Raw genomic sequence first — 21,312 nt, forward strand, 5'->3', positions numbered from 1 at the left:
AGGGTCTCCTTCTATTGCACATTCAAATTACTAGCAGTCACTAGGGCCTTGGTCATTAGATTTTGTCCATGGTAGATACTAATTTCAACCTTAACATGACGGCGTCCTATCTCCAAGAAGGATAGATTGACATCTAGGGTAGATTGTAAAGGAATCAACTTCAAGAAATAAGTAGAAATAGAATCTATCACCACGGTTTGATTTTGACTTTCCTTAACAAATAATTGTACTGCCAACTGGATAAAGACTGTTAATAGGCCGGTTGATAAACCACCCACCCGGTCCGTCAAGGTGACATCGGAAATAAAACGATATCTTGCTTGACGTCGGTCCTTGGATAAGGTAATTAGCTTTAACTTTTGCGCCAGTAAATTTTCAATTCGATTATCACTTTGGTCATCTTGCCGGGTGTACTGTAGGGTCCGTAATACGTCCTGCCGAGTTAAAATTCCCAAGAGTTGGTTGTGGTCATCGACTACGGGTAATAATTCCAAACCATCCCATATCATCATATGGGTGACACTGGCCACGCTCATAGTTAATTTGGCCACAATAGGATGAGGAGTCATGGCAGCTGACAAGAGATCTTGACCATCATAGTCAAAGAGATCCTTAGCTGTCACCACGCCCACCAATTTCAGGTCCGAATTAACCACCGGGTACCGGGTATGACCAGTATTTTGGTTGAGTTCACGGTAGTCTTGCTTGACGTCACTCTCCTGGAGGTAATAGGTCGATTCAATTGGAATAAAAATATCTTCTACTAGGAGAATATCTTTTTGCATAGACCGTTCAATCATAGCCTTATTGATTAAGGTTGCGGTAGCATAAGTATCAAAATTTACACTCATCAAGGGAATTCCCTTGGTATTGGCCAAGGCAATAGTAGATTGATCAGGCGCAAACCCCCCAGTAATTAACACCGCCACATCATGTTTAAGGGCAATTCGTTGGGCTTCATCACGGTTCCCCACAATGATTAAGGAATGCGGGGACATATAAGTCTGCATATCGGTTTCTTGCATGGCTCCAATAATAAAACGCTTGACCTCACGATTAAGCCCTTGTTCACCCCCATGAACCTGGCAATCAGTAACCTTGACAATTTCCTCAATTGTTAAGTGCTTCATCCGCCGTAAATCACGCGCTTCGATACGGACAGTTCCCACCCGCTCTTTAGTAGCGACTAATTGTCGATTTTCAGCCTCTTTGATGGCGCGGTAAGCGGTCCCCTCGGAAACTGATAAATTTCGCGCAATCGAGCGAACCGAAATTTTATGATTAATGGGCAATTTCTCGATATATTCAATGATTTGTTCATGTTTGGTTGCCATATAATCTCCCTTACTAGTCAGAAAGTCGCGGATAAAGGGGAAGTTGCATGTTTTCAAAATCCACATCCGTCAAGTCTGACAAGGTGATACCCAGTAGGCGAACGCCTTGGCTGGCTTCCCCATAGTCACGAAATAAGTCTAATGCATAAAAATAAATACTGTCACTATCTTTGATAGGATCATGTAGCGATTGTTGCCTAGTCATCGTATTGAAGTCCCCATAACGTAACTTTAAGGTCACAACCTTGCCATGAACGCCATGTTTGGCCAAAGATTTAGCAACAGATTGGGCTAATTCTCTTAAGACCGCTTCAACTTCTTCATCATGGTAGAGAAAGGGATAAAAAGTTGTTTCTTTACCCAAAGACTTACGCTGACGAACCGTCTTAACTAATCGGTTATCCACGCCACGTACACGCTCATAAATAGCCAATCCAGTCTTGCCGAATAGAGTCAGGCATTGATCTTGACTAAGTGCTTTTAAATCTGCTCCCGTATAAATGCCTTGGTCATGTAACTTGGCTACCGATCGCTGACCAATACCATAAAATTTTTCAATCGGGAGTCCTTCCAAAAAGGCTGGTGCCCGTTTAGGGGTAATCACAGTCATACCAAAAGGTTTATTATAATCTGACGCTAATTTAGCAATAAATTTATTGTAGGAAACCCCAATAGAACACGTTAATTGGAGCTCTTGGTAAATCGCCTTTTGAATCGCCTTAGCAATATCCATCGCATAGGGCAGCCCTTGTTTATTATGCGTCACATCTAAAAAGGCTTCATCAATAGATAAGGGTTCTACCTGGTCCGTATAACGGAAGAAAATCTCACGCACCTGGCGGGAGACTTCTTGATAATAACTATGATTAGAAGCCACAAAAATTGCTTGTGGACATCGTTCATAGGCCTCTTGAGCAGCCATAGCCGAATGCACCCCATATTTACGGGCTTCATAACTAGCGGTTGCCACTACACCCTTACCGGAATTCTCCTTAGGATGACGGGCAATAATGATAGGTTTTCCCCGGTATTCGGGATGATCACGCTGCTCAATAGAGGCATAGAAAGCATCCATATCCACATGCAAAATCTTACGCGACCCATCAATTTGCGGGTCGTCAAAACGCAACATGCCAATGGTTCGCATGGTTGTCACATCCTAGTTTTCATCATCAACAAAAATATGCTTAGCTGCTGCTAGATTAACGGCGAAGTCATTTCCCTTTTTCTCTAACACATAATCATTAGTAAAGGATTCAATTTCCTTTAACTCATATTTCTTGCCAATTTTTAAGCCCAGCTTATCAAAGTACATTAAGAATTCTTTATCATCGGTAACCCGCTGGATGCGAATAGTATCTCCTGCTGAAAAATCAGTTAGCGGTTTTTGGCTCTCACTTGGCATGTGCCCTTCTTCATCAGGAATAGCACCGCCATGGGGGCAATATTTAGGCTCACCCAAAAAGTCAGCAAGTTTTTCTATAAAGAAATCAGACACATTATGCTCTAAAACTTCCGCTTCATCATGAACATTTTCCCAAGAATAATCTAATTTGTCATAAAGGAAAACTTCCCACAAACGGTGACGACGCACTAATTTTGCCCCTTGCAATTTTCCTTCTTCACTTAACTTGGTTCCCTTGTAAGGAATGTATTCCACAGTATCATCCGCCTGCATTTTATTAATCATTTCTGTTACTGAAGCAGGAGAAATACCTAAATTCTCAGAAATTGCTTTATTGGATACATGACTGTCAGCTCCACCCAACTCAAAAATCGTTTTTAAATAATCATCGCGACTTGTTGACATGATCACTACTCCCTTTCTCTTGATAGTTTTATTATAGCAAAAAATACATCCGAATGTATCGAATGTATTTTAGGATTACAATAAATTGTTAATGTCCATATCTTCTAATGGACTCACATCATAAACCGTTGCCTTCAGCTTGGCATAATCAAAATAATCATTGGCCGATAAACGTTTAATCATTTGCCGTTTTTTTACTAGGGATCGAGGTTTTTCTCGTTTCCACGCATAGTCCAAAAAATAACGTTCAATATCTTCCCAATTAATATGCCCATAGCCTTGTTTAGCGAATTCACGTGCCTTATGTCGAAAAGCCGGTCGCAGGCACATTAACGTATATTTCGAAATCTCCATAAGAGCCTCCTAGAATCGCAGAACCAGCAAAGCCACTATTCGTTATCAGAATCCGTTGAGTCATCATACATTTCAACGGTTTTTTCATTGTTTTCTGATTCAGAATTGGCGCGATTTTCGGCTGCATCACTCATGACATCATTAGCCATTTGAGAGCCAGAGGGATCATCCTTCTCAGTACGAGCAATCGCACGGCGATCAAATTCAAGATAAATTCCCTCACAATTCAAAGTAATTGTGTTTTTGTTTTCGTCAATTTCATCAATTATCCCATGCAAACCGCCGATAGTAACAGCATGGTCACCAACCGTCATAGCGGCCATCATGTCTGTTTGCGCTTTTTGGCGTTTACGTTGTGGACGAATAATCAAGAAATACATCAAAGCAATAATTACCACAAAATATAAAATTGTTCCCATAAAGTTCATTCACCTGTTCCTCCTAAAATTTATCTTATTTAATCCTAACATATTTCACTAAGCTGTGTTTAGAAATTTACCCGTGGAAGTCCCTTGGTTTTGTAGTAGCGCATAAAGAATTCATCACGGAATTCTGTTAAGTTGTCATCTGCAATCGCTTGGCGGATATCTGCCATTAAATGCGTCAAGAAATGTAAATTATGGATTGACGTTAAACGTAAACCGAACGTTTCATCCGTCTTGAGCAAGTGGCGAATATAAGCCCGACTGAAATTGCGACATGTATAGCAATCACAATCAGAATCAAGGGGACTAAAGTCACGCGCATATTTGGCATTTTTAATCACTACTCGTCCTTGACTAGTCATCGTAGTACCATTACGGGCAATCCGAGTCGGTAAGACACAGTCAAACATGTCCACTCCCCGCATAACCCCTTCAATCAAAGCATCCGGTGAGCCAACGCCCATTAAATACCGTGGTTTATTTTCTGGCATCACTGGTAAGAGATAATCCATCACTTCATACATCTCTTCCTTGGATTCTCCTACCGACAAACCACCAATCGAATAACCAGGAAAATCTAAAGCCACCATATCCTTAGCATGTTGGAGACGAAGATCCTTATACCCAGCTCCTTGTAAAATTCCAAACAAAGCTTGGTCGTCAGGGCGACTATGCGCTTTCAAACCACGTTCTGCCCACCGCGTGGTACGGGCAATGCTTTTCTTAACATAATCATAGTCATGATTGAAATCAGGACATTCATCAAAGGACATGATGATATCCGCACCCAAATTATTTTCAATTCCAATTGCTTCTTCCGGTCCTAAAAAAAGACGGCGTCCATCTAAGTGACTTCGGAAATAAACGCCCTCTTCTTTAATTTGCCGTAACTTAGCCAAGGAGAAAACTTGGAAGCCACCAGAATCCGTCAAAATTGGTCGATCCCAGTTCATAAACTTATGAAGACCGCCAGCTTCCTTGACCAGATCATCACCAGGCCGTAACCAAAGATGGTAGGTATTACTTAAAATAATTTCAGCATCCATGGCTTTCAATTCTTCTGGTGAGACAGACTTAACTGTTGCTTGGGTTCCCACTGGCATAAAAACAGGGGTCTGAATGGTCCCGTGAGCTGTCTTAATCTCCCCTAGACGCGCAGCAGTATGCTTTTCTTTCTTATGTAAGGTATATTCTAAAGCTTGGCTCACAATGACATCCTCTCATTAACTCAAGACAACACTTCAACTTATTAAGTTTATCATGACTAAACAAGGGCTTTCAAGCGTTTTGTTTACAAGTATTTCTTAGGAAAGATTATTAATTTCATGACTCTGCAATCAATAATCTCGTTATCACACCAACTTGTGTCAATTTTGCGTTAATAACTTTTATTAGATAGTTGACTACCAATGTATCTAGTATTGCCACCTTTTATGATATGCGACTTTCTGAGCACGTTTGATTCTTACCCAATCCATTCAAAAAGGCTCTACAATAAACAAAGCAATAACTGGTCAATAGTTATCCCTATTACTTATTGTAGAACCTAATCTTCTAATGTTTATTTGAAATAATTCTGCCTATTTCTATTCTTTAACGACGACGATTTCTTAAAGCCTTGGGTTCAGATAGTATTTCCTTGGCCAAAATAGCTTGACGCAGGGACAACTTTTTTTGCTGTCTGGTTTTTGACTCTCCATGTTTGCCAACGCGATAGTTAGTTTCGATGGCTGGACCAGCATTTTCAATATCTGCAAAGACCGTATCCAAATTACGATTGACTTGGTCTACCCGGTCTTGAATATTATCAGCACGACCGGCAGCTGATACTTCATGGTTAGGACTTTCTCCAGACATAGGTCCTTGTTGGCTTAGACGGGATTCTTGATTACCAGCAGAGGAAGCCTTGCGCTTATATTTCCGTATAGTTTGGGCTTTTTTGTTGGTAGCTTTTCTGTTTGGATTGTCAAGTCTTTGTTGTTGCTGAGCGTGCGCATTGCGACCGCTAGCTTGTTTTCTCGACTTAACTTGGCTTTTAGTCGACGATTTCCCCCCTTGATTAGAAGCAGTTTTTTTAGCTTGTTTTTCTGACAATCGCACTTCAATTTCGGTTCGTTTTTGCTTAACGTCTTCAGGATCAGTAGCGTGGCCTTCAGAGTCCTCTTCAAAAAGCCTTTCTAACCACTGTTCTAAGTCTTCGTCACCAGCTAATAGACGCTTCCAAAAACCAGGCTTAGTCATTTTGACCACCTGATGGCTTGTCATCGCCAGCTAAGGAGTGGCGCATATCAGTATCTGCTTTAACATTTTCTAAATTGTAGTAGTCAAGTACACCTAAATGGCCATCACGGAAGGCTTGGGCCAGAGCTTGAGGAACTTCAGATTGGGCCTCTACTACCTTAGCCCGCATTTCTTGAGTTTTAGCAATATTTTCTTGTTCTTGGGCCACTGCCATGGCACGCCGTTCTTCGGCTTTAGCTTGGGCAATTCGTTTATCTGCTTCAGCCTGTTCAGCTTGTAATTTGGCGCCAATATTACGTCCGACATCTACGTCAGCAATATCGATGGATAAAATTTCAAAGGCGGTACCTGAGTCTAATCCCTTACGCAAAATGGTTTGTGAAATGGAGTCAGGATTTTCTAAAACCGTGGTATGAGTAGTTGCAGAACCAACTGTAGTAACAATCCCTTCACCAACCCGGGCAATAATAGTGGATTCGCCAGCTCCACCGATTAAGCGTTCAATATTAGCCCGTACAGTGACCTTAGCTTTGGCACGCACTTCAATCCCGTCCATAGCCACCCCAGCAATAATTGGTGTTTCAATGACCTTAGGATTAACAGAAAACTGTACCGCTTCAAACACATCACGTCCAGCCAAGTCAATGGCAGCAGCTTTTTCAAAACGTAAGTCAATATTAGCTCGCTGTGCCGCGATTAAGGCATCAACTACCTTGTTGACATTACCACCTGCTAAAAGATGGGCTTCAAGTTCGTTAATCGATAAATTTAGGCCTGCCTTAGTCGCCTTAATCATTGGCCGGATGATATGACCAGGATTTACCCGACGTAAACGCATCCCAACTAAGGTATGGAGGCCAACCTTGACCCCGGAAAATTGCGCAGTCACCCAAAGTCCTACCGGAACAAAGGTAAAGAAGACGATTAGTAATAAGAGTATAATCACTGAAAAAATAATAACTGCCATTATTGTTTCCTCCTAACTAAGATTTGGTTATTTTTAACGGCTGTAACAACAATTCTTTCATCCGCATTGATAATTTCATAATCAGACACGATTTCCATAACTTGATTATCCGCAAAAATTGCCTTACCAGTAGGCCGTAAGGGGGTCATGGTTTGTCCTTCCTGACCAATATATTGCTCAAGGTCAGCCTTCTGTAAGGCGTTGCCAGACACATTAATGGCATCATTAAGTACCATCTTCTCAACAATTGGTAACCGATAACCCAACTTCAATAAGATATAAAAGCTTGTTAAGCCAATAATGACCCCTACTGAAAGGTCGATCAAACCAGTCAATAAGTCGCCGGTTCCATACATCAAGCCACCCCCAGCGAGCGCCAAACCCACAATTCCTAATAAGCCAAACGTGGGTAAAAATATCTCGGCCAAGATTAATAAAACACCAGTTGCAAAGAGTAACATTAGTAGCCAGTTACCATTCTCAATCAATGAAAAATAATAGAGCAATAAGACAATGCCAGACAGGCCACCAATCAAATAACGCTTGGTCATTAGACCTGCTACCAAAGCCAAAATGCCTAGTGCAAAAATAAAAGTCTCCATGACTGTCCCCCTTCCTAGCCTTATTTTAGCATAAAATTTAGGTTAACCGAATTTACTTTTACTAATTTCTGATAATAATCCGTGAAACTAATTTAACTAAGACTGATAAAATTCCTGTCCATTGATGTAAGTGGCCTTCACTGCCAAATCTTTATCTAAAACTATAAAGTCCGCCAAACGCCCCGGGGCAATTTGCCCACATTGATCAGCGAGTCCCACACTAGCTGCAGGGACATAAGAAGCCATTTTAATGGCTTGAGCAGGGCTGACAATCCCCCAAGCGACCATATTTTGAACGGCTTTAGCTAGGGTCAAGACACTACCTGCTAAATGATTATCAGATTTGAGACGAGCTGCCCCATCTTTGATATAAACAGGAAACTCACCCAAACGTGATTCTCCTTCACCGATACCACCGCCACGCATACAATCTGTAATTAAAACCGACTCGTTCACTCCGCGCGCCTTGGTGATTAACTTAGCAATAGCTGGGTGGAGATGGAAACCATCACAAATCATTTCAGCAAAAACATTGTCTAAGACCAATCCTGCTCCAGCTGTTCCTGGTTCTCGGTGGTGGATACCTTTCATCCCATTAAATTCATGGACAAAAATATTTGCCCCATGGTCTACTGCAGCCTGACATTGGTCAAATGTCGCATCAGTATGAGCAATGGCCACATAAATTCCTTGATCTTTAGCATAGTCAATAAATTCTAAGGCTCCTGACCGTTCGGGCGCAATGGCAATCTTCTTAACGACACCCTTGGATAAGGCTTGCCAGTCCGCTAAGTCAGAAATTTGAGGATCTGACATATAGGCAGGATTTTGTGCCCCCTTATATTTTTCACTGAAGAAGGGCCCCTCTAGAAAAATTCCTGCAATTTTAGCACCTGGTAATTGATCTTTGTATTGGCCAATCAATTGGCAGGCTTGGTCTAAATCTTCTTTAGAGGCCGTCAAGGTAGTAGCGAGATAAGACGTTACCCCATTAGCGGGAATCCCTTTAGAAATGGTTTCCAAGGCTTGAGGATTCAAATCCATTACATCTGCTCCCCCATAACCATGGATGTGAGTATCCACATAGCCAGGAGCGATTTGATAACCAGAATAATTAATAACCTCTTCCTCAGCAGGTGGTGTTTGCGAAAATTCACCAAAATATTGTCCCTCAATAGTTAAATAGCCTGGACCTGTTTCTTGATCGGGTAAAAAGAACTTATCGGCATAAATTGCAGTCATTACGCTCATCTCTCTTTCTCTATTATAGGTCCATTATAAAGGATAAGCTCCCAGTCTGCATCCTTTCTTGGCAAGAAAAAATCCCCCGCCCTGATATCAGAGCGGGGGATTATAACTTATTATCGGTCACCTTTTAGCGATTAAAGACGATTTCATTGTTGTCATTAAGGTCCACTTCAACTTGGTCACCTGATTGAATGTCACCAGCAATAATTGCCTTAGCCACTGGTGTTTCTACCTGGTTGGTAATAAAGCGGTTGAGTGGACGGGCACCAAACTGAGGTTCATAGGCAGTTTCACCTACCCAATCCACAAATTTATCAGTGAAGCTAATACTGATATTTTGTTGGGCCAAACGATGGGTCAATTGTTCCAACATCTTGCGAACAATCCCCGCCATATGTTTAAGACTAAGTGGAGTAAAGAGGATCGTATCATCAATCCGATTCAAGAATTCTGGTTTAAAATGCATATGCAAGCCTTCTAAAACCTTATCCTCAACGTCACTTGGAATATTGCCATTAGCATCCACACCATCTAACAATAGATCAGAACCAAGGTTACTTGTCATAATAATGATAGTATTCTTGAAGTCTACGACCCGACCTTGGGAATCGGTTAAACGACCATCATCTAAAATTTGTAGAAGCATATTAAAGACATCTGGATGAGCCTTTTCAATTTCGTCTAATAAGACAACGGTATAAGGGCGACGCCGAACCGCTTCTGTCAATTGACCCCCCTCTTCATAACCCACATATCCTGGAGCTGCTCCGACTAAACGGGAAACATTATGTTTTTCCATGTATTCAGACATATCAATTCGAACCATGTTGTCTTCAGAGTCGAAGAGATTTTCTGCTAGGGCTTTGGCTAATTCAGTTTTACCTACTCCAGTTGGTCCTAGGAATAAGAAGGAGCCTAGTGGGCGGTTAGGGTTTTGAATCCCCGCCCGTGACCGTAATACGGCATTAGTAACAGATTCCACTGCTTCGTCTTGACCAATAACCCGTTGGTGCAAGCTATCATCAAGGTGTAAGAGTTTTTCGCGTTCCCCTTCCACTAATTTCGCCACAGGAATACCAGTCATCCGTGCCACTACTTCAGCAATTGAATCTTCAGTAACAGATTCTTCCATCAAACTTTCTTGATTATCCATATGGTCATGATAAGTCGCTTCCATTTCATTTAATTCCTTTTCCAAAGCAGGAATCTTACCATGTTGAAGGGTAGCGGCTTTTTCTAGGTCATAGTTGCTTTCTGCTTGTTCCAAATCATGTTTGGCTTGGTCAATTTCTTGACGTTTGGCATTGATTTGGTTGAGACCATCTTTCTCAATTTCCCATTGCATGGTCAATTGATTGGTGTGTTCACGCACATCCGCAAGTTCGGCTTGGAGTTCTTCTAACCGCGTCTTGCTGGCTTCATCGGACTCTTCTTTCAAGGCTTGTTCTTCAATTTCTAATTGAATTTGCCGACGTCGATACATGTCTAATTCAGTGGGCATGGAGTTCATTTGAACACGAATTTCAGCAGACGCTTCATCCACTAAGTCAATGGCTTTGTCAGGTAAATAACGGTCCGTGATATAACGGCTCGACAATTCTACAGCTGCCACTAAGGCTTGGTCATGGATAGAGACTTGGTGGTGAATTTCAAAGCGTTCCTTCAAACCACGTAAGATAGATATGGCATCTTCCACGCTAGGTTCTTTAACCAAAACTTTTTGGAAACGCCGTTCAAGGGCCTTGTCAGTTTCCATATATTTCCGATATTCATCTAGGGTTGTTGCCCCAATACAATGGAGTTCACCACGGGCTAACATTGGTTTCAAGAGGTTACCGGCATCCATTGACCCTTCTGTTTTACCAGCACCAACGATCGTATGAATTTCATCAATAAAGAGTAGAATTTGTCCGTCTGCTTTTTTGATTTCATTTAAAACAGATTTCAAACGCTCTTCAAACTCACCCCGATATTTAGCCCCAGAAATAAGCGCCCCCATATCTAATGAGAAGACAGTCTTATTTTTTAAATTATCAGGCACATCGCCCTTGACAATACGTTGGGCCAATCCTTCCACGATGGCGGTTTTACCAACACCAGGTTCCCCAATTAACACCGGATTATTCTTGGTTTTCCGGGATAAAATCCGAATCACATCGCGAATTTCTTCATCACGGCCAATAATAGGGTCCATCTCGCCTGATTTGACTTGTTCTACCAAGTCGGTACCATATTTTTCTAAGGCATCATAAGTTTCTTCTTGTTGTTTAGAGGTCACATGATCACCCTTTCGTAACTCTTTTATTTTGTTTTTAACTTGATCCTGGCTAAGACCAACAGATTTTAACCATTTGGTCAAATCACTATAGGAAACATCAAAGATGGCATAAAGTATCATCTCTGTGGCAAGGAACTCATCTCCAGCTGCCTCAGCATGATTTTGGGCGGCTTGGATCAATTCCATCAAACAACGCGACAATTGTTGGCCATATTGGATACCTTGTCCTTGAACGATAGCAATTTTATCCAGTTCTCGATCAATTTCAGCATCTAGTCCGGCCATATCGACGCCTAAATCTTCATAAAAATTATAAGCAAAGTTTCCAGATTGAACTAAGGATCTAAATAAATGACTAATAGTAATTTCTTGATGGTGTCTTGTTTGAGCAATTTGTTGCGCATTGGCAACTGCTTCTTGTAAGGTTGTTGTCATTTCCATATTTGACATAATCTCAACTCCTTTACAAAGTCTATTATAACAAATTGGTCAGAAAAGGTCAAACTATTTCAGAGTTTTTTTGACCTTCTTTGATCTTTTTTATTTAGCTTTTTAATACAAAAAAAGGACTATGACAACTGTCATAGTCCTTAATCCAAGCCTCATTTATTACGGTCACGCTTGGTTTGATATTTCAATAACATAAACAAGATAATGCCATTAATGATTAATGACACAATATTAGACAAAATTAAACCAGGATCGAGAATAATAAGACCATGAATCAACCATAAGATTTGCCCCACCACTAAGCAAGTATACATTAGTAAGGACAAACCACTAACATCACGGGTACGAATTGTTTTCAAGGCTTGGGGCATGGCTGAAATGGTGGTTAATAGTCCAGCGATAATACCAAACATTTGCTTCCTCCTCTTTTAATGGTGCGTTCTGATCTTTGTTCATCTAGATACTCTCATTTAAAACATGGCAATTATAGCATAGCCTTAGAAAAATTACCTAAAAAGCCCTTTACTAATCAGCAGTAATTTCTTCAATTTCTTTGTCCTTTAGGTCTTGGTAAGGCATAAAGAAAACATAAAGAAAGGCTACTACAAAGGCAATAACCATGGTAATCACACCATTGACAAAGTTAGCTATAGAGCCATCAGGAGCAAAAAAGGCAGGAATGGCTGCTACTCCTGGGTTCACGAAGGCATAGAAGACAAAGTTAGTTAACCCAGCGTAAAGACCACCCAAGCCCCCACCAATAATAGAAGCAATCAAGGCTGGTCGCATTGGAACGATAATCCCATACAAGGCCGGTTGTGACACTCCCAAGGCAGCAGTTACTGTCGCTGACAAGGAATAGGACCGGAAAGATTGATTATTCGTTTTAATGGTCGTGGCTAAAGCTGCTCCAGCCAAGGCCATATTAGACGCCAGCAAACCAGGTGTCATAACATTATCGAAACCAACTGTCGCTAACAACTGAGTTGAAATTGGGAATAGGGTATAGTGTCCACCCGCCATAACGATAAAGGTCCCAAAAGCACCAAGAATAACGGGAACAATCCAATTAGCTACACCAGTCAACCAAGCAATGGCTGCGCCCAGTAAATCACCTAGGAAATTACCAATAGGCCCCAGAATTAAGATACCGATAATAGCTGTTAAAGATAAAAGAATTACCGGCAAGAAAACACCGCGTACAATTTCCGGAATCCATTTTTCACAGGCCTTCTCAATATAAGACTGAGCCCAAACGATTAGAATAATCGGAATAACACTGTTGGTGTAAGTTCCGCCATCTACAATCGGGATAAAGAAGAAATCTGAGTTTGGAGTAAAGTTACTCGTTTCTTGGACTACTTCAGGATGGACTAAGAATAAGGCCACTGCAGCTGCTAAAACCTTGTTGGTACCAAAAACAGCCGCTGAAGAATAAGCTAATAGTACTGGCAAAAAGTAAAAGATAGCTTCAGAAATATGACTTAAAATAAATTCTTCCGCCGTATTAGATTGGACAACACCGGTACTCTGTAAAATAATAAGTATCCCCTGTAAAATACCGGCTCCCATCAGGGCAATTAGGTTGGGTGCGAAAATATCCCGTAAGGCATTCAACACCTTCTCAAAAACCGAGGGCTGGGTGTCTTGACTTGCTTGTGCCATAAAATGACATTCCTCCTATACATAATTTATTTTTTCCTTTTAAGACAGACCGTATAGTTGCTTAATGCAACCCATTACAAATCTTATCAACATTTCTTAGTATAGAAGAAATTGACAATTTATGCAATCTTAACCCGAAATTTTTTATTTCTCTAAATCACTCCATTTTTTCTCCTTGAGTAAGCGGATATGGCGGATTTCTGACCATGCTATCCATTGCCCTTTAAAATATAAGGCCTGTCCATTGGCTTGACCGGTAAAGTAGCCCACCACTTCATTTTCAATATGTCCATAAGCATCCCGATGGTTTAATTGGATAGCTATCGCTTGATGGCGGGTAAAGGCCTGTTGCAGACAAACATCAATGTCTTGGCGACTCATTTGTGGCAAGACCTGGTTGACTTGCATCGCTTGGTCATAATTATCCTTGATGCCCTGACTGAGTTCATCCATAGCAAACGCCGTAGCCCACTTCATACCAAAACGACGATCTTCGTATTCATTATAAGGAATAAAGTGCTTTTTAGTCCGTTTAACCATGACCATCCCCCTCAATTCCCGCCATTCCACCAGCATGGCCACCCACCAACTTCGAGCGATCAATGGCCCGTCCACCCGATAAGAGCGAAGCAGCATGCACAATACTGGTAAAACCATACTTACCCCGAATTCGATCAACAATTTGTTCTACTTGAGCTTGGTTATCCTGTTGGGTTACTGATTGGAACAAATCTAATTGCTGGCTCCTTGATTGGGTCAAGTCATGACTAGTCAAGCCTACCTGACGAACTATCTGACCATGATAAGCCTGGCGAAAAAGAAAAAGCGCAACTTCTGCAATCTTTTTCCCACTATTAGTCACCTGGATACGCGCATGCTTATGAAAACTGCTTTTGCCTTCAGAATCGAGATAGGATTTGGAATAACCAATATACAAACTGATCACTTGAGCAGAATAGCCATAACGCCGAAGACGGGTAGCCACTTGGTCAGCCATCTCCTTAATCACTAGTTCAATCTCACTGGCCACGTGATAATCTCGTGGCAAAATTTGACTATTACCGATGGATTTGTCCTGACTCTGATAAGTGTCCCCTAGAAAACTCCGGTCAATCCCCCAAGCATGGGCATAAAGTTGAGTCCCCAAGACCCCAAAACTTTTCTTTAGCTGATAATAGGACGTATGAGCAAGGTCATAAACCGTATTGATTCCCATTCCCCCTAGTTTACGAGCGGTTCGCTTGCCAATACCCCAGACAGCAGTCAGGTCCTGGATTTGCCACAGGGTTTGGGCAACCTGCTCATAACGCCATTCTGCTATCATATCTGGCGCTTTTTTGGCGGCATTATCCAAGGCCACCTTAGCTAAAAAGGGGTTATCTCCGATACCAATTGTAGTATAAATGCCTAATTGCTCATAAACATCCCGCTGGATACGTAAAGCCAAGTCTTTGGCAGACTGAGCCTTAAATAAACGCAAGGAATTAGTGATGTCCAAAAAGCTCTCATCTACACTATAAACATGATGGTTGGCTTCATCCACATATGACTGGTAAATCTGGTTGACTTCCTTATTCTTTTGCATATAACGTCGCATCCGAGGGGGATAGATATAGAGGTCATCTGGATAAGGAAAAGGCAAGTCCCTAGCCCTAGAGACATTAGAAATCCCATAAGCCGCCTTAGCAGCTGGCGAACTCGCCAAAATCAAACCAGATCCTCGCTCGGTTTGAGCCCCACTAGGATAAGACATGACCACTAACTTAGCCGTCAGTGGATCTAAACCATGGTCAACTGCCTCCACTGAAGCATAAAATGATTTACAGTCAATACACAAAATATCGCGACTCGGCTCCCTGTCATAATCAAATTTTGGATTATTGGCAAACATTTTATCACTCCTTTTATCGAACAAGTGTTCGTATTTATGATAGAATGTTCCCCAAAAGATTGCAAGTCACGCTATAAAAAAAGTTGTGGATAAGCAAACTTATCCACAACTTTTTCTGATTTTTACTTTTATTTACATAAGTGAAATTAGTCACCGAACACAAAAACGCGATCTTCTAATGGCGCAAAGTCTTTATCACCAGCAGGCGCTTCGATTGAACCAAATGGCATTTGAGCAACCATTTCAAAAGTTTCTGGTAAGTTGAACATTTCTTTAGTGGCTTTGTCAAAACCTTGTTCATAGCCCAAGTTAAAGTGTTGTAAATTGGCGCCTAGACCAAGAGAAGCAAGTGTCAACCAAGTACCATATTGGACGTTAGCATCAGCAGTATGTTTGTAAACGGCAGTCCGTTCTGGGTTGGTTGGTAATTGGTCAGCCACAGCATTATCTTCGAAGAATAGAACTGTACCAAAAGCATTATCACGAGCACCTGCTATATTGCCTTCCATTTGTTGCCACATTTCTTCAGAAAGCACGTCTTTTTGGACATCGTAAATATGTTGCCAGAATTTTTGCTTGTCTTCACCAAACAAGATAACTACACGACTTGATTGGTTGTTGAAGGCAGAAGGCGCATGTTTAAGAACATGGCTCACAGCGTCAACGATTTCTTGTTTAGAATTGTCAACGTTCTTACCTAAGGCGTAAACTGAGCGACGAGTTTCTAATGCTTTTTGTAATTCCATATAAATAATTCTCCTTTAATACGTTTTATAGTCTGTTATTAACTACATTGCTTACTATAACAGCTTGAATTGTTGACTGCAATTATTTTTACTTACAAAAAGTAAGTATTTTTAAAAAAGGAGCATTTTTCTAAAAATATACACGTGCAAGAATCAGTTTAAGACAAGTGACTCGTCATAAAAGCCACTGACCCCTCAATCACAGGGTAAGGAATCCAGTGGGTCTCATCCGCTACTTCTAAATAATGAAAAGGCGCATCAGGATAAGCAGCAGCCATTTTTTGGGCCAAATTTTGGTCATAAATCACTGGAACAAACTCATCAGCTGTACCATGGTAAACAAAATAAGGCAAATTAGCCACTTGGTCTAAGTGATCAATCAAACTATGCTCTTTGAAAAAAGCCAACTCTTCCTCACTTACGCCTTGGTCACCTGCTGAAGATTGTAAATTAGCTTCCGTCGCCGTCAAGAACTCATAAGGTGCTGCCGTCGAAATATACTGCACTAGCCCAGCCAATTCTTTGGCATAGGCACTTGCAATGGTTGATACCATCATCCCTCCCATAGATGTTCCCACAATTAGTGGGCGGAAAGCTTCCGCTACATGGGCTTCTTGGCCAATCGCTGCCTTTAGATCAGGAAATTCAGCAAAAGCTTGTTGAATGGTCGCTAACAATTGCGGATAAGCTTGATATTGGTGGCCTTGCGGACGACGCTCCCCATGAAGATAGGCATCCGGACAAAAAACCCGGTAACCCGCCTGAGCAAAAGCACTTGCTTGGGGAAGGGTCGACTCCTTGACATTGGTCCAACCATGATAGCAAATCACCACTGGTAATTGATTCGTCACCAAATCTTCCCGAACCACCATTAAGCTAGGAATCTCTCCTAAATGTAAAAAGGACGTTATGATAGACCGCCCTTTTTCATTGCTTACTTGTGTCATACATAACATCCTTCCTATTTATTTGTTTTTATTATAATTTAAAACCTCAACCTCACGGCCATTAATCGCTTTCTCCAATTTAGGATAAACTACCCGCGCCGTTGCCGAACCGAAAACAAGTAATTCATAAAGAATTTTGACATCTGTCGTCGTCCGCGACAACAAGCGAAGATAAATTTCCCCATCGCCAGCTAGAACTAGATTATAATAACCAGACGCTGTCCGGTTGAGATCATTAATCACTTCTAAAGCTTGCGGGGTCTTGTTATAGTCCTGCACTTGGCTAATCTTGCGGTAGGAAATTTGATATTCAGTGACATCAGAGCCCTCCTTGAAGTCCCGTACCACAATATTAAAAGGAATGGTATGGTCTTCAGCTAAACGATAAGCTCCTGAATACAAATGTTGGTTATTTTCCAACTCCCGCTTTTCAATTGGCATATTCTTTTCCTTGAACATCTTCTCTAAGGCATTTGTAATTGGTTCCATAAGTCAACTCCTCAGTTCAAAATTTAAAGCTAATTTTATTGTAACATAGAAAGGAGCAGAAGCTAGTCATCGCTAGCAAGCTGAAAAGGATTAATGGTGAAAAGTAGCTTGGAGTAGATTAAGATGAGGGATTAGAGAGAGTTCTAGCGGTTGAACATAAGCTTCATTAGGTATTAAGCCAAATTCATCGCGATAGCTTGTTTTTTTCGAGCTATTTTAGAGAATTCATTGAAATAATCCATTTTTCTCAAGCTATTTCAACAAATTTATTGAGATAAGTGAATTTAATCTTCCTTCAACCACTTCATCCATGAGCACAGTCCATGCGCTCAGCCAATTCTCACGAGAACTCGCCTCCGAGTTTTAGACAAAATAAAAACCAGCAGTCGCAACTGCTGGCTACCGATCAGATAATAACTGATCACTATATCTATACTAGGCAAAGATTATTTGCGACGACGTTCTGGAATACGTGCAGCCTTACCATGTAAGTCACGTAAGTAGAACAATTTAGCACGACGTACTTTACCTTGGCGAAGTACTTCGATTTTAGCAACACGTGGAGTGTGTACTGGGAAAGTACGTTCCACACCGACACCAGATGAAATTTTACGAACAGTATAAGTTTCGCTGATTCCTTGGCCACGGCGTTGAATAACCACACCATCGAATAACTGAATACGTTCACGATCACCTTCGACAACCTTGGCATGAACACGAACAGTGTCACCAGGACGGAAGTCTGGGATGTCAGTACGTAATTGTTCTTGGGTAATTTCCTCGATTAATTTACTCATGATAAATCTCCTTCCAACTAATATTCATGTCTAGTCATCACAGCGGAATATCGTTTTAATTATGAGTCAAAACTCACCTAATCTATATTAGCAGAAATCAAGAGTGAAGTAAAGGATTTTTTGCCTTATGTCCAAAAATATGCCTAGTTTTCTTCTGACTCATCCTCTTCTGATTGAGCAAATTCTGCTAGCCATTGTTTATCTTGATCAGTTAAAGGATAATCGTCCAATAAATCTGGGCGCCGCTCATAGGTTCGTCTTAAGGCTTCCTTAGCTTTCCAAGTTGCAATTTTTCCATGGTCACCAGAAAAAAGTACCTCTGGGACGGCCATCCCTTTGTATTCACGAGGACGGGTATATTGTGGATATTCCAACAATCCAGTCGAAAAAGAATCCCCAGTAATGGAAGCTTCATTACCCACTGTTTCTGCTAACAACCGGACCGTGGCATCGATGACCACCATAGCACCTAACTCACCACCAGTCAGCACGTAATCACCCAGAGAAATTTCATCTGTCACATAATTGCGAATACGCTCATCGTAACCCTCATAATGGCCACAAATAAAAACTAAATGTTCAGCTTGTGCCAATTCCTCCGCCTTAGCTTGGTTAAAGCTTTCACCCGCTGGATCCATTAAAACCACGCGTTTTTGGGTGTCAGGATGACGATCATTAATTAACTGCAAGGCCTCATCAATAGGTTGAACCTGTAATAGCATACCAGCACCTCCGCCATAAGGATAATCATCCACATGGCCATGCTTATTATGGGCAAACTGACGAAAATCGGTGAGTTCGATTTTAGCAATTCCCCGCTCCTGGGCCTTACCAATAATTGAACTAGTCATAGGTCCCGTAAACATCTCGGGAAAAAGGCTCAATATATCAATTTGCATCAGTCAATCAACCCTTCCATCAATTGTATGGTTATTTGCCCTGACTCCAAGTCAATGTTTTGAACAACATCAGCAATGTAAGGAATAAGAATATCCTTGTGACCGGGCTCAGGACTTTGGACAGCAAAAACATCATTGGCTGGTAAAGCTAATATCTCACGCACCTTACCTAAGTATTGACCTTGGTCAGTCACCACTTCCAAGCCTACAATTTCATCATAGTAAAACTCATTTTCCCCCAACTCTTCTTGGCGCTGACTCGCATGAACTTTCAATTGAGTTCCCTTAAAAATCTCCACATCATTAATGGAATCATAGCCTTTAAAATGTAAGAGATGGAAATTTTTATGCAAGCGGTGGCCATCCACCTCTACTTGGGCCAAAAGCTCCTTGTCCTTGAAAATAGCTAATTCACTGCCCACTTGAAAACGTTCTTCAGGAAAATCAGTACTCGCTAAGACACGAAGCTCACCCCGTAAAGCTTGAGTATTCACAATCTTACCCACTTGAAAATATTGGTCAACCATAGCCTTCTCCTTCTCAATCATAGTGTATAGCCATTGTAATATAAAATTATCGGAAAGCCTAGACTTGATTGTTAGCCTAAGATAGGCAGGGACTCCTCAACACTTAACAAAAAAGCTGGAGCAAAAGCCCCAGCTTCATTAATAAATACAAGGTTGAATGGATTAGCCACTTTTGTCACACCCTGTTTAGTCGGGCTCTGAAAAGTAGGACTGACATGCGTTTCCCAAAAGTCTTTGATAGCTAGTCGCTATCTACAGCCTTTTGGTCCAACGATTCCGTCCTAACGCTTTTCATCTCATCCTTTTTAATCCATTTCGGCTTTGTTGTCAATTACTAAACGAATACGTTTAGGTCCATCGACACGAACGGAGTAGAGGATGGTACGTAAGGCGTTGGCCACACGTCCACCTTTACCGATAACACGACCGACATCATCTGGGTGTAAGAGTAAATGGTACTCCAAGAACTCCTCACCATCGACAATTTGTAATTCCAATTCGTCTTGGTGTTGGATCAAAGGTTCAACCATTGTTAATAACAATTGTTTGATATCAGGCATCATAGTGATCAACTACCTTATTTTTTGTATTTAGCGTCGTGATGTTTTTCTAATACCCCTTCACGAGATAAGATGTCGCGAACTGTATCAGTTGGTTGAGCACCATTTTGTAACCATTGTAAAGCTAAGTCTTGGTCTAAAACAACTTCAGCTGGATCAACAACTGGGTTGTAAGTTCCAATCTTTTCAATAATACGTCCATCACGTGGTGAACGTGCATCAGCTACAACGATACGGTAGAATGGATTACGTTTAGAACCCATACGTTTTAAGCGCATTTTTACTGCCATGAGTAAATTCCTCCTTAAATTTCTTTTTATATGCTTTCAACATATCACAATTAAACATTCTAACAAGTTTAAATAAGGCCGTCAAGTATTTTTTCTTTACAGGCTTTATTTTTCTATATCATTCCCTCACTCTCTATTATCTCGCCAAAGAAAAGATAATTTTCAGACTCTTCATTACCCTTATGCTATAATAATGAAAAAATATTGGGAGGCTGCCTATGTCACATTCAAACAAAACCTTCAGACTCACACTTGCTGCCTTATTAATCGCTATCGGGATTATCATTCCGATGGTTTCGCCCTTTAAAATTATTTTGGAACCGGCATCCTTTACCTTGGCTAGCCATGTACCGACCATGTTTGCCATGTTCCTTTCACCAAGCATTGCCTTGGTAGTCGCTTTGGGAACGGGACTAGGCTTCTTTTTTGGTGGTTTTCCTATCATCGTATCCTTACGAGCTCTCTCTCATATAGTCTTTGCGGCAATTGGGAGTTACTACCTAAAACACCATCCGAATACCTTGACCTCAACCACTCGTCGCTTCATCTTTAACTTCTTAATTGGAGGACTCCATGCCATTTGTGAGCTAATTGTAGTTATGGCCTTCTATTTCGGTGGGGATCTCGCAGGCAATTGGGATATCATCAATATCTTCCTCTTAGTGGGGATTGCCACTATTGCCCACTCAATGATTGATTTTGCAATCAGTTATTGGATTTATCGGTCCCTACCCCAATCCATCCGTAAGCAAATGAATTAATTAATGCAAAAAAGTCGCTAGTCTATTTAAG

At 41.2% G+C, this 21,312-nt stretch carries 24 protein-coding genes; 1 reads left to right on the forward strand and 23 read right to left on the reverse strand.

Translation table 11 applies throughout. The annotated features are described in order from the left end of the window. Positions 1-11 precede the first annotated feature (11 nt). From OW157_RS02360 to rpsP, 23 genes are all read right to left on the reverse strand, one after another. Positions 12-1,334, reverse strand: coding sequence for a DRTGG domain-containing protein (locus OW157_RS02360; protein ID WP_268751726.1), 1,323 nt, complete (start codon positions 1,332-1,334; stop codon positions 12-14). Positions 1,335-1,347: 13 nt separating this feature from the next. Beyond that, entirely contained in the window at positions 1,348-2,481 is a 1,134-nt protein-coding gene (dinB, locus tag OW157_RS02365; protein WP_268751727.1) for a DNA polymerase IV, read from the reverse strand. A 12-nt stretch (positions 2,482-2,493) separates the two neighbouring features. After that, complete coding sequence (locus OW157_RS02370; RefSeq protein ID WP_268751728.1) at positions 2,494-3,144, reverse strand: metal-dependent transcriptional regulator; 651 nt, start codon at positions 3,142-3,144, stop codon at positions 2,494-2,496. Positions 3,145-3,219: 75 nt separating this feature from the next. Then, positions 3,220-3,498, reverse strand: a complete 279-nt coding sequence (locus OW157_RS02375) for a post-transcriptional regulator (protein WP_268751729.1) — start codon at positions 3,496-3,498, stop codon at positions 3,220-3,222. Positions 3,499-3,533: 35 nt separating this feature from the next. Beyond that, a complete protein-coding gene (gene yajC, locus OW157_RS02380; RefSeq protein WP_268751730.1) occupies positions 3,534-3,926 on the reverse strand; it encodes a preprotein translocase subunit YajC in 393 nt (130 codons plus the stop codon). 59 nt (positions 3,927-3,985) lie between these two features. Further along, positions 3,986-5,134, reverse strand: coding sequence for a tRNA guanosine(34) transglycosylase Tgt (tgt, locus tag OW157_RS02385; RefSeq protein ID WP_268752240.1), 1,149 nt, complete (start codon positions 5,132-5,134; stop codon positions 3,986-3,988). Between the two features lie 382 nt (positions 5,135-5,516). Then, a complete protein-coding gene (locus OW157_RS02390) occupies positions 5,517-6,164 on the reverse strand; it encodes a hypothetical protein (RefSeq protein ID WP_268751731.1) in 648 nt (215 codons plus the stop codon). After that, entirely contained in the window at positions 6,157-7,131 is a 975-nt protein-coding gene (gene floA / locus OW157_RS02395; RefSeq protein ID WP_268751732.1) for a flotillin-like protein FloA, read from the reverse strand. The genes OW157_RS02390 and floA overlap by 8 nt, the downstream gene beginning before the upstream one ends. Beyond that, the gene (locus OW157_RS02400; protein ID WP_268751733.1) at positions 7,131-7,733 is read right to left on the reverse strand and encodes an NfeD family protein; all 603 of its coding nucleotides are present in this window, start codon (positions 7,731-7,733) and stop codon (positions 7,131-7,133) included. Before OW157_RS02400 ends, floA begins: the two co-directional genes overlap by 1 nt. A 96-nt stretch (positions 7,734-7,829) precedes the next feature. Further along, positions 7,830-8,975 (reverse strand): N-acetylglucosamine-6-phosphate deacetylase, encoded by a 1,146-nt coding sequence (gene nagA, locus OW157_RS02405; protein WP_268751734.1) that lies wholly within the window; start codon positions 8,973-8,975, stop codon positions 7,830-7,832. 133 nt (positions 8,976-9,108) lie between these two features. Beyond that, the gene (gene clpB, locus OW157_RS02410) at positions 9,109-11,709 is read right to left on the reverse strand and encodes an ATP-dependent chaperone ClpB (protein ID WP_268751735.1); all 2,601 of its coding nucleotides are present in this window, start codon (positions 11,707-11,709) and stop codon (positions 9,109-9,111) included. Positions 11,710-11,861: 152 nt separating this feature from the next. Continuing rightward, complete coding sequence (locus tag OW157_RS02415) at positions 11,862-12,122, reverse strand: SemiSWEET transporter (RefSeq protein ID WP_268751736.1); 261 nt, start codon at positions 12,120-12,122, stop codon at positions 11,862-11,864. Positions 12,123-12,234: 112 nt separating this feature from the next. Next, a complete protein-coding gene (locus OW157_RS02420; RefSeq protein WP_268751737.1) occupies positions 12,235-13,374 on the reverse strand; it encodes a PTS sugar transporter subunit IIC in 1,140 nt (379 codons plus the stop codon). 144 nt (positions 13,375-13,518) lie between these two features. Then, positions 13,519-13,914, reverse strand: coding sequence for a hypothetical protein (locus tag OW157_RS02425; RefSeq protein ID WP_268751738.1), 396 nt, complete (start codon positions 13,912-13,914; stop codon positions 13,519-13,521). Then, on the reverse strand, positions 13,907-15,265 hold the full coding sequence (locus OW157_RS02430; RefSeq protein ID WP_268751739.1) for a Y-family DNA polymerase: 1,359 nt from the start codon (positions 15,263-15,265) through the stop codon (positions 13,907-13,909). Before OW157_RS02430 ends, OW157_RS02425 begins: the two co-directional genes overlap by 8 nt. Positions 15,266-15,411: 146 nt before the next feature. Next, positions 15,412-16,011: a nitroreductase family protein gene (locus tag OW157_RS02435; protein ID WP_268751740.1), complete on the reverse strand. Its 600-nt coding sequence runs from the start codon at positions 16,009-16,011 to the stop codon at positions 15,412-15,414. 158 nt (positions 16,012-16,169) lie between these two features. Continuing rightward, positions 16,170-16,958, reverse strand: a complete 789-nt coding sequence (locus OW157_RS02440; protein ID WP_268751741.1) for an alpha/beta fold hydrolase — start codon at positions 16,956-16,958, stop codon at positions 16,170-16,172. Positions 16,959-16,976: 18 nt separating this feature from the next. After that, complete coding sequence (locus OW157_RS02445) at positions 16,977-17,447, reverse strand: hypothetical protein (RefSeq protein ID WP_268751742.1); 471 nt, start codon at positions 17,445-17,447, stop codon at positions 16,977-16,979. Positions 17,448-17,893: 446 nt separating this feature from the next. Next, the gene (gene rplS / locus OW157_RS02450) at positions 17,894-18,244 is read right to left on the reverse strand and encodes a 50S ribosomal protein L19 (RefSeq protein WP_268751743.1); all 351 of its coding nucleotides are present in this window, start codon (positions 18,242-18,244) and stop codon (positions 17,894-17,896) included. Positions 18,245-18,387: 143 nt separating this feature from the next. Further along, positions 18,388-19,143 (reverse strand): tRNA (guanosine(37)-N1)-methyltransferase TrmD, encoded by a 756-nt coding sequence (gene trmD / locus OW157_RS02455; protein ID WP_268751744.1) that lies wholly within the window; start codon positions 19,141-19,143, stop codon positions 18,388-18,390. Further along, positions 19,143-19,670 carry a ribosome maturation factor RimM gene (gene rimM, locus OW157_RS02460; RefSeq protein ID WP_268751745.1) on the reverse strand — a complete coding sequence of 176 codons (528 nt, stop codon included), beginning with the start codon at positions 19,668-19,670 and terminating at the stop codon, positions 19,143-19,145. The genes trmD and rimM overlap by 1 nt, the downstream gene beginning before the upstream one ends. A 305-nt stretch (positions 19,671-19,975) precedes the next feature. Next, positions 19,976-20,230: a KH domain-containing protein gene (locus OW157_RS02465; RefSeq protein ID WP_268752241.1), complete on the reverse strand. Its 255-nt coding sequence runs from the start codon at positions 20,228-20,230 to the stop codon at positions 19,976-19,978. A 17-nt stretch (positions 20,231-20,247) separates the two neighbouring features. Continuing rightward, positions 20,248-20,520, reverse strand: a complete 273-nt coding sequence (gene rpsP / locus OW157_RS02470; protein ID WP_268751746.1) for a 30S ribosomal protein S16 — start codon at positions 20,518-20,520, stop codon at positions 20,248-20,250. Positions 20,521-20,738: 218 nt separating this feature from the next. On the opposite strand from rpsP, the gene OW157_RS02475 reads away from it, so the two are divergent. Beyond that, a complete protein-coding gene (locus tag OW157_RS02475; RefSeq protein WP_268751747.1) occupies positions 20,739-21,281 on the forward strand; it encodes a hypothetical protein in 543 nt (180 codons plus the stop codon). Positions 21,282-21,312: the final 31 nt, after the last annotated feature.

Origin of the sequence: Aerococcus kribbianus (genome assembly GCF_026805545.1) — a bacterium.
In the GTDB taxonomy this organism is placed as follows: Bacteria; Bacillota; Bacilli; order Lactobacillales; family Aerococcaceae; genus Aerococcus; species Aerococcus kribbianus.

What these genes read in the sequence shown, in the direction of transcription:
- OW157_RS02360 (WP_268751726.1), bottom strand. Translation starts at nt 1,334, where the DNA reads ATGGCAACCAAACATGAACAAATCATTGAATATATCGAGAAATTGCCC.
- dinB (WP_268751727.1), bottom strand. Translation starts at nt 2,481, where the DNA reads ATGCGAACCATTGGCATGTTGCGTTTTGACGACCCGCAAATTGATGGG.
- OW157_RS02370 (WP_268751728.1), bottom strand. Translation starts at nt 3,144, where the DNA reads ATGTCAACAAGTCGCGATGATTATTTAAAAACGATTTTTGAGTTGGGT.
- OW157_RS02375 (WP_268751729.1), bottom strand. Translation starts at nt 3,498, where the DNA reads ATGGAGATTTCGAAATATACGTTAATGTGCCTGCGACCGGCTTTTCGA.
- yajC (WP_268751730.1), bottom strand. Translation starts at nt 3,926, where the DNA reads ATGAACTTTATGGGAACAATTTTATATTTTGTGGTAATTATTGCTTTG.
- OW157_RS02390 (WP_268751731.1), bottom strand. Translation starts at nt 6,164, where the DNA reads ATGACTAAGCCTGGTTTTTGGAAGCGTCTATTAGCTGGTGACGAAGAC.
- floA (WP_268751732.1), bottom strand. Translation starts at nt 7,131, where the DNA reads ATGGCAGTTATTATTTTTTCAGTGATTATACTCTTATTACTAATCGTC.
- OW157_RS02400 (WP_268751733.1), bottom strand. Translation starts at nt 7,733, where the DNA reads ATGGAGACTTTTATTTTTGCACTAGGCATTTTGGCTTTGGTAGCAGGT.
- nagA (WP_268751734.1), bottom strand. Translation starts at nt 8,975, where the DNA reads ATGACTGCAATTTATGCCGATAAGTTCTTTTTACCCGATCAAGAAACA.
- clpB (WP_268751735.1), bottom strand. Translation starts at nt 11,709, where the DNA reads ATGTCAAATATGGAAATGACAACAACCTTACAAGAAGCAGTTGCCAAT.
- OW157_RS02415 (WP_268751736.1), bottom strand. Translation starts at nt 12,122, where the DNA reads ATGTTTGGTATTATCGCTGGACTATTAACCACCATTTCAGCCATGCCC.
- OW157_RS02420 (WP_268751737.1), bottom strand. Translation starts at nt 13,374, where the DNA reads ATGGCACAAGCAAGTCAAGACACCCAGCCCTCGGTTTTTGAGAAGGTG.
- OW157_RS02425 (WP_268751738.1), bottom strand. Translation starts at nt 13,914, where the DNA reads ATGGTTAAACGGACTAAAAAGCACTTTATTCCTTATAATGAATACGAA.
- OW157_RS02430 (WP_268751739.1), bottom strand. Translation starts at nt 15,265, where the DNA reads ATGTTTGCCAATAATCCAAAATTTGATTATGACAGGGAGCCGAGTCGC.
- OW157_RS02435 (WP_268751740.1), bottom strand. Translation starts at nt 16,011, where the DNA reads ATGGAATTACAAAAAGCATTAGAAACTCGTCGCTCAGTTTACGCCTTA.
- OW157_RS02440 (WP_268751741.1), bottom strand. Translation starts at nt 16,958, where the DNA reads ATGACACAAGTAAGCAATGAAAAAGGGCGGTCTATCATAACGTCCTTT.
- OW157_RS02445 (WP_268751742.1), bottom strand. Translation starts at nt 17,447, where the DNA reads ATGGAACCAATTACAAATGCCTTAGAGAAGATGTTCAAGGAAAAGAAT.
- rplS (WP_268751743.1), bottom strand. Translation starts at nt 18,244, where the DNA reads ATGAGTAAATTAATCGAGGAAATTACCCAAGAACAATTACGTACTGAC.
- trmD (WP_268751744.1), bottom strand. Translation starts at nt 19,143, where the DNA reads ATGCAAATTGATATATTGAGCCTTTTTCCCGAGATGTTTACGGGACCT.
- rimM (WP_268751745.1), bottom strand. Translation starts at nt 19,670, where the DNA reads ATGGTTGACCAATATTTTCAAGTGGGTAAGATTGTGAATACTCAAGCT.
- OW157_RS02465 (WP_268752241.1), bottom strand. Translation starts at nt 20,230, where the DNA reads ATGCCTGATATCAAACAATTGTTATTAACAATGGTTGAACCTTTGATC.
- rpsP (WP_268751746.1), bottom strand. Translation starts at nt 20,520, where the DNA reads ATGGCAGTAAAAATGCGCTTAAAACGTATGGGTTCTAAACGTAATCCA.
- OW157_RS02475 (WP_268751747.1), top strand. Translation starts at nt 20,739, where the DNA reads ATGTCACATTCAAACAAAACCTTCAGACTCACACTTGCTGCCTTATTA.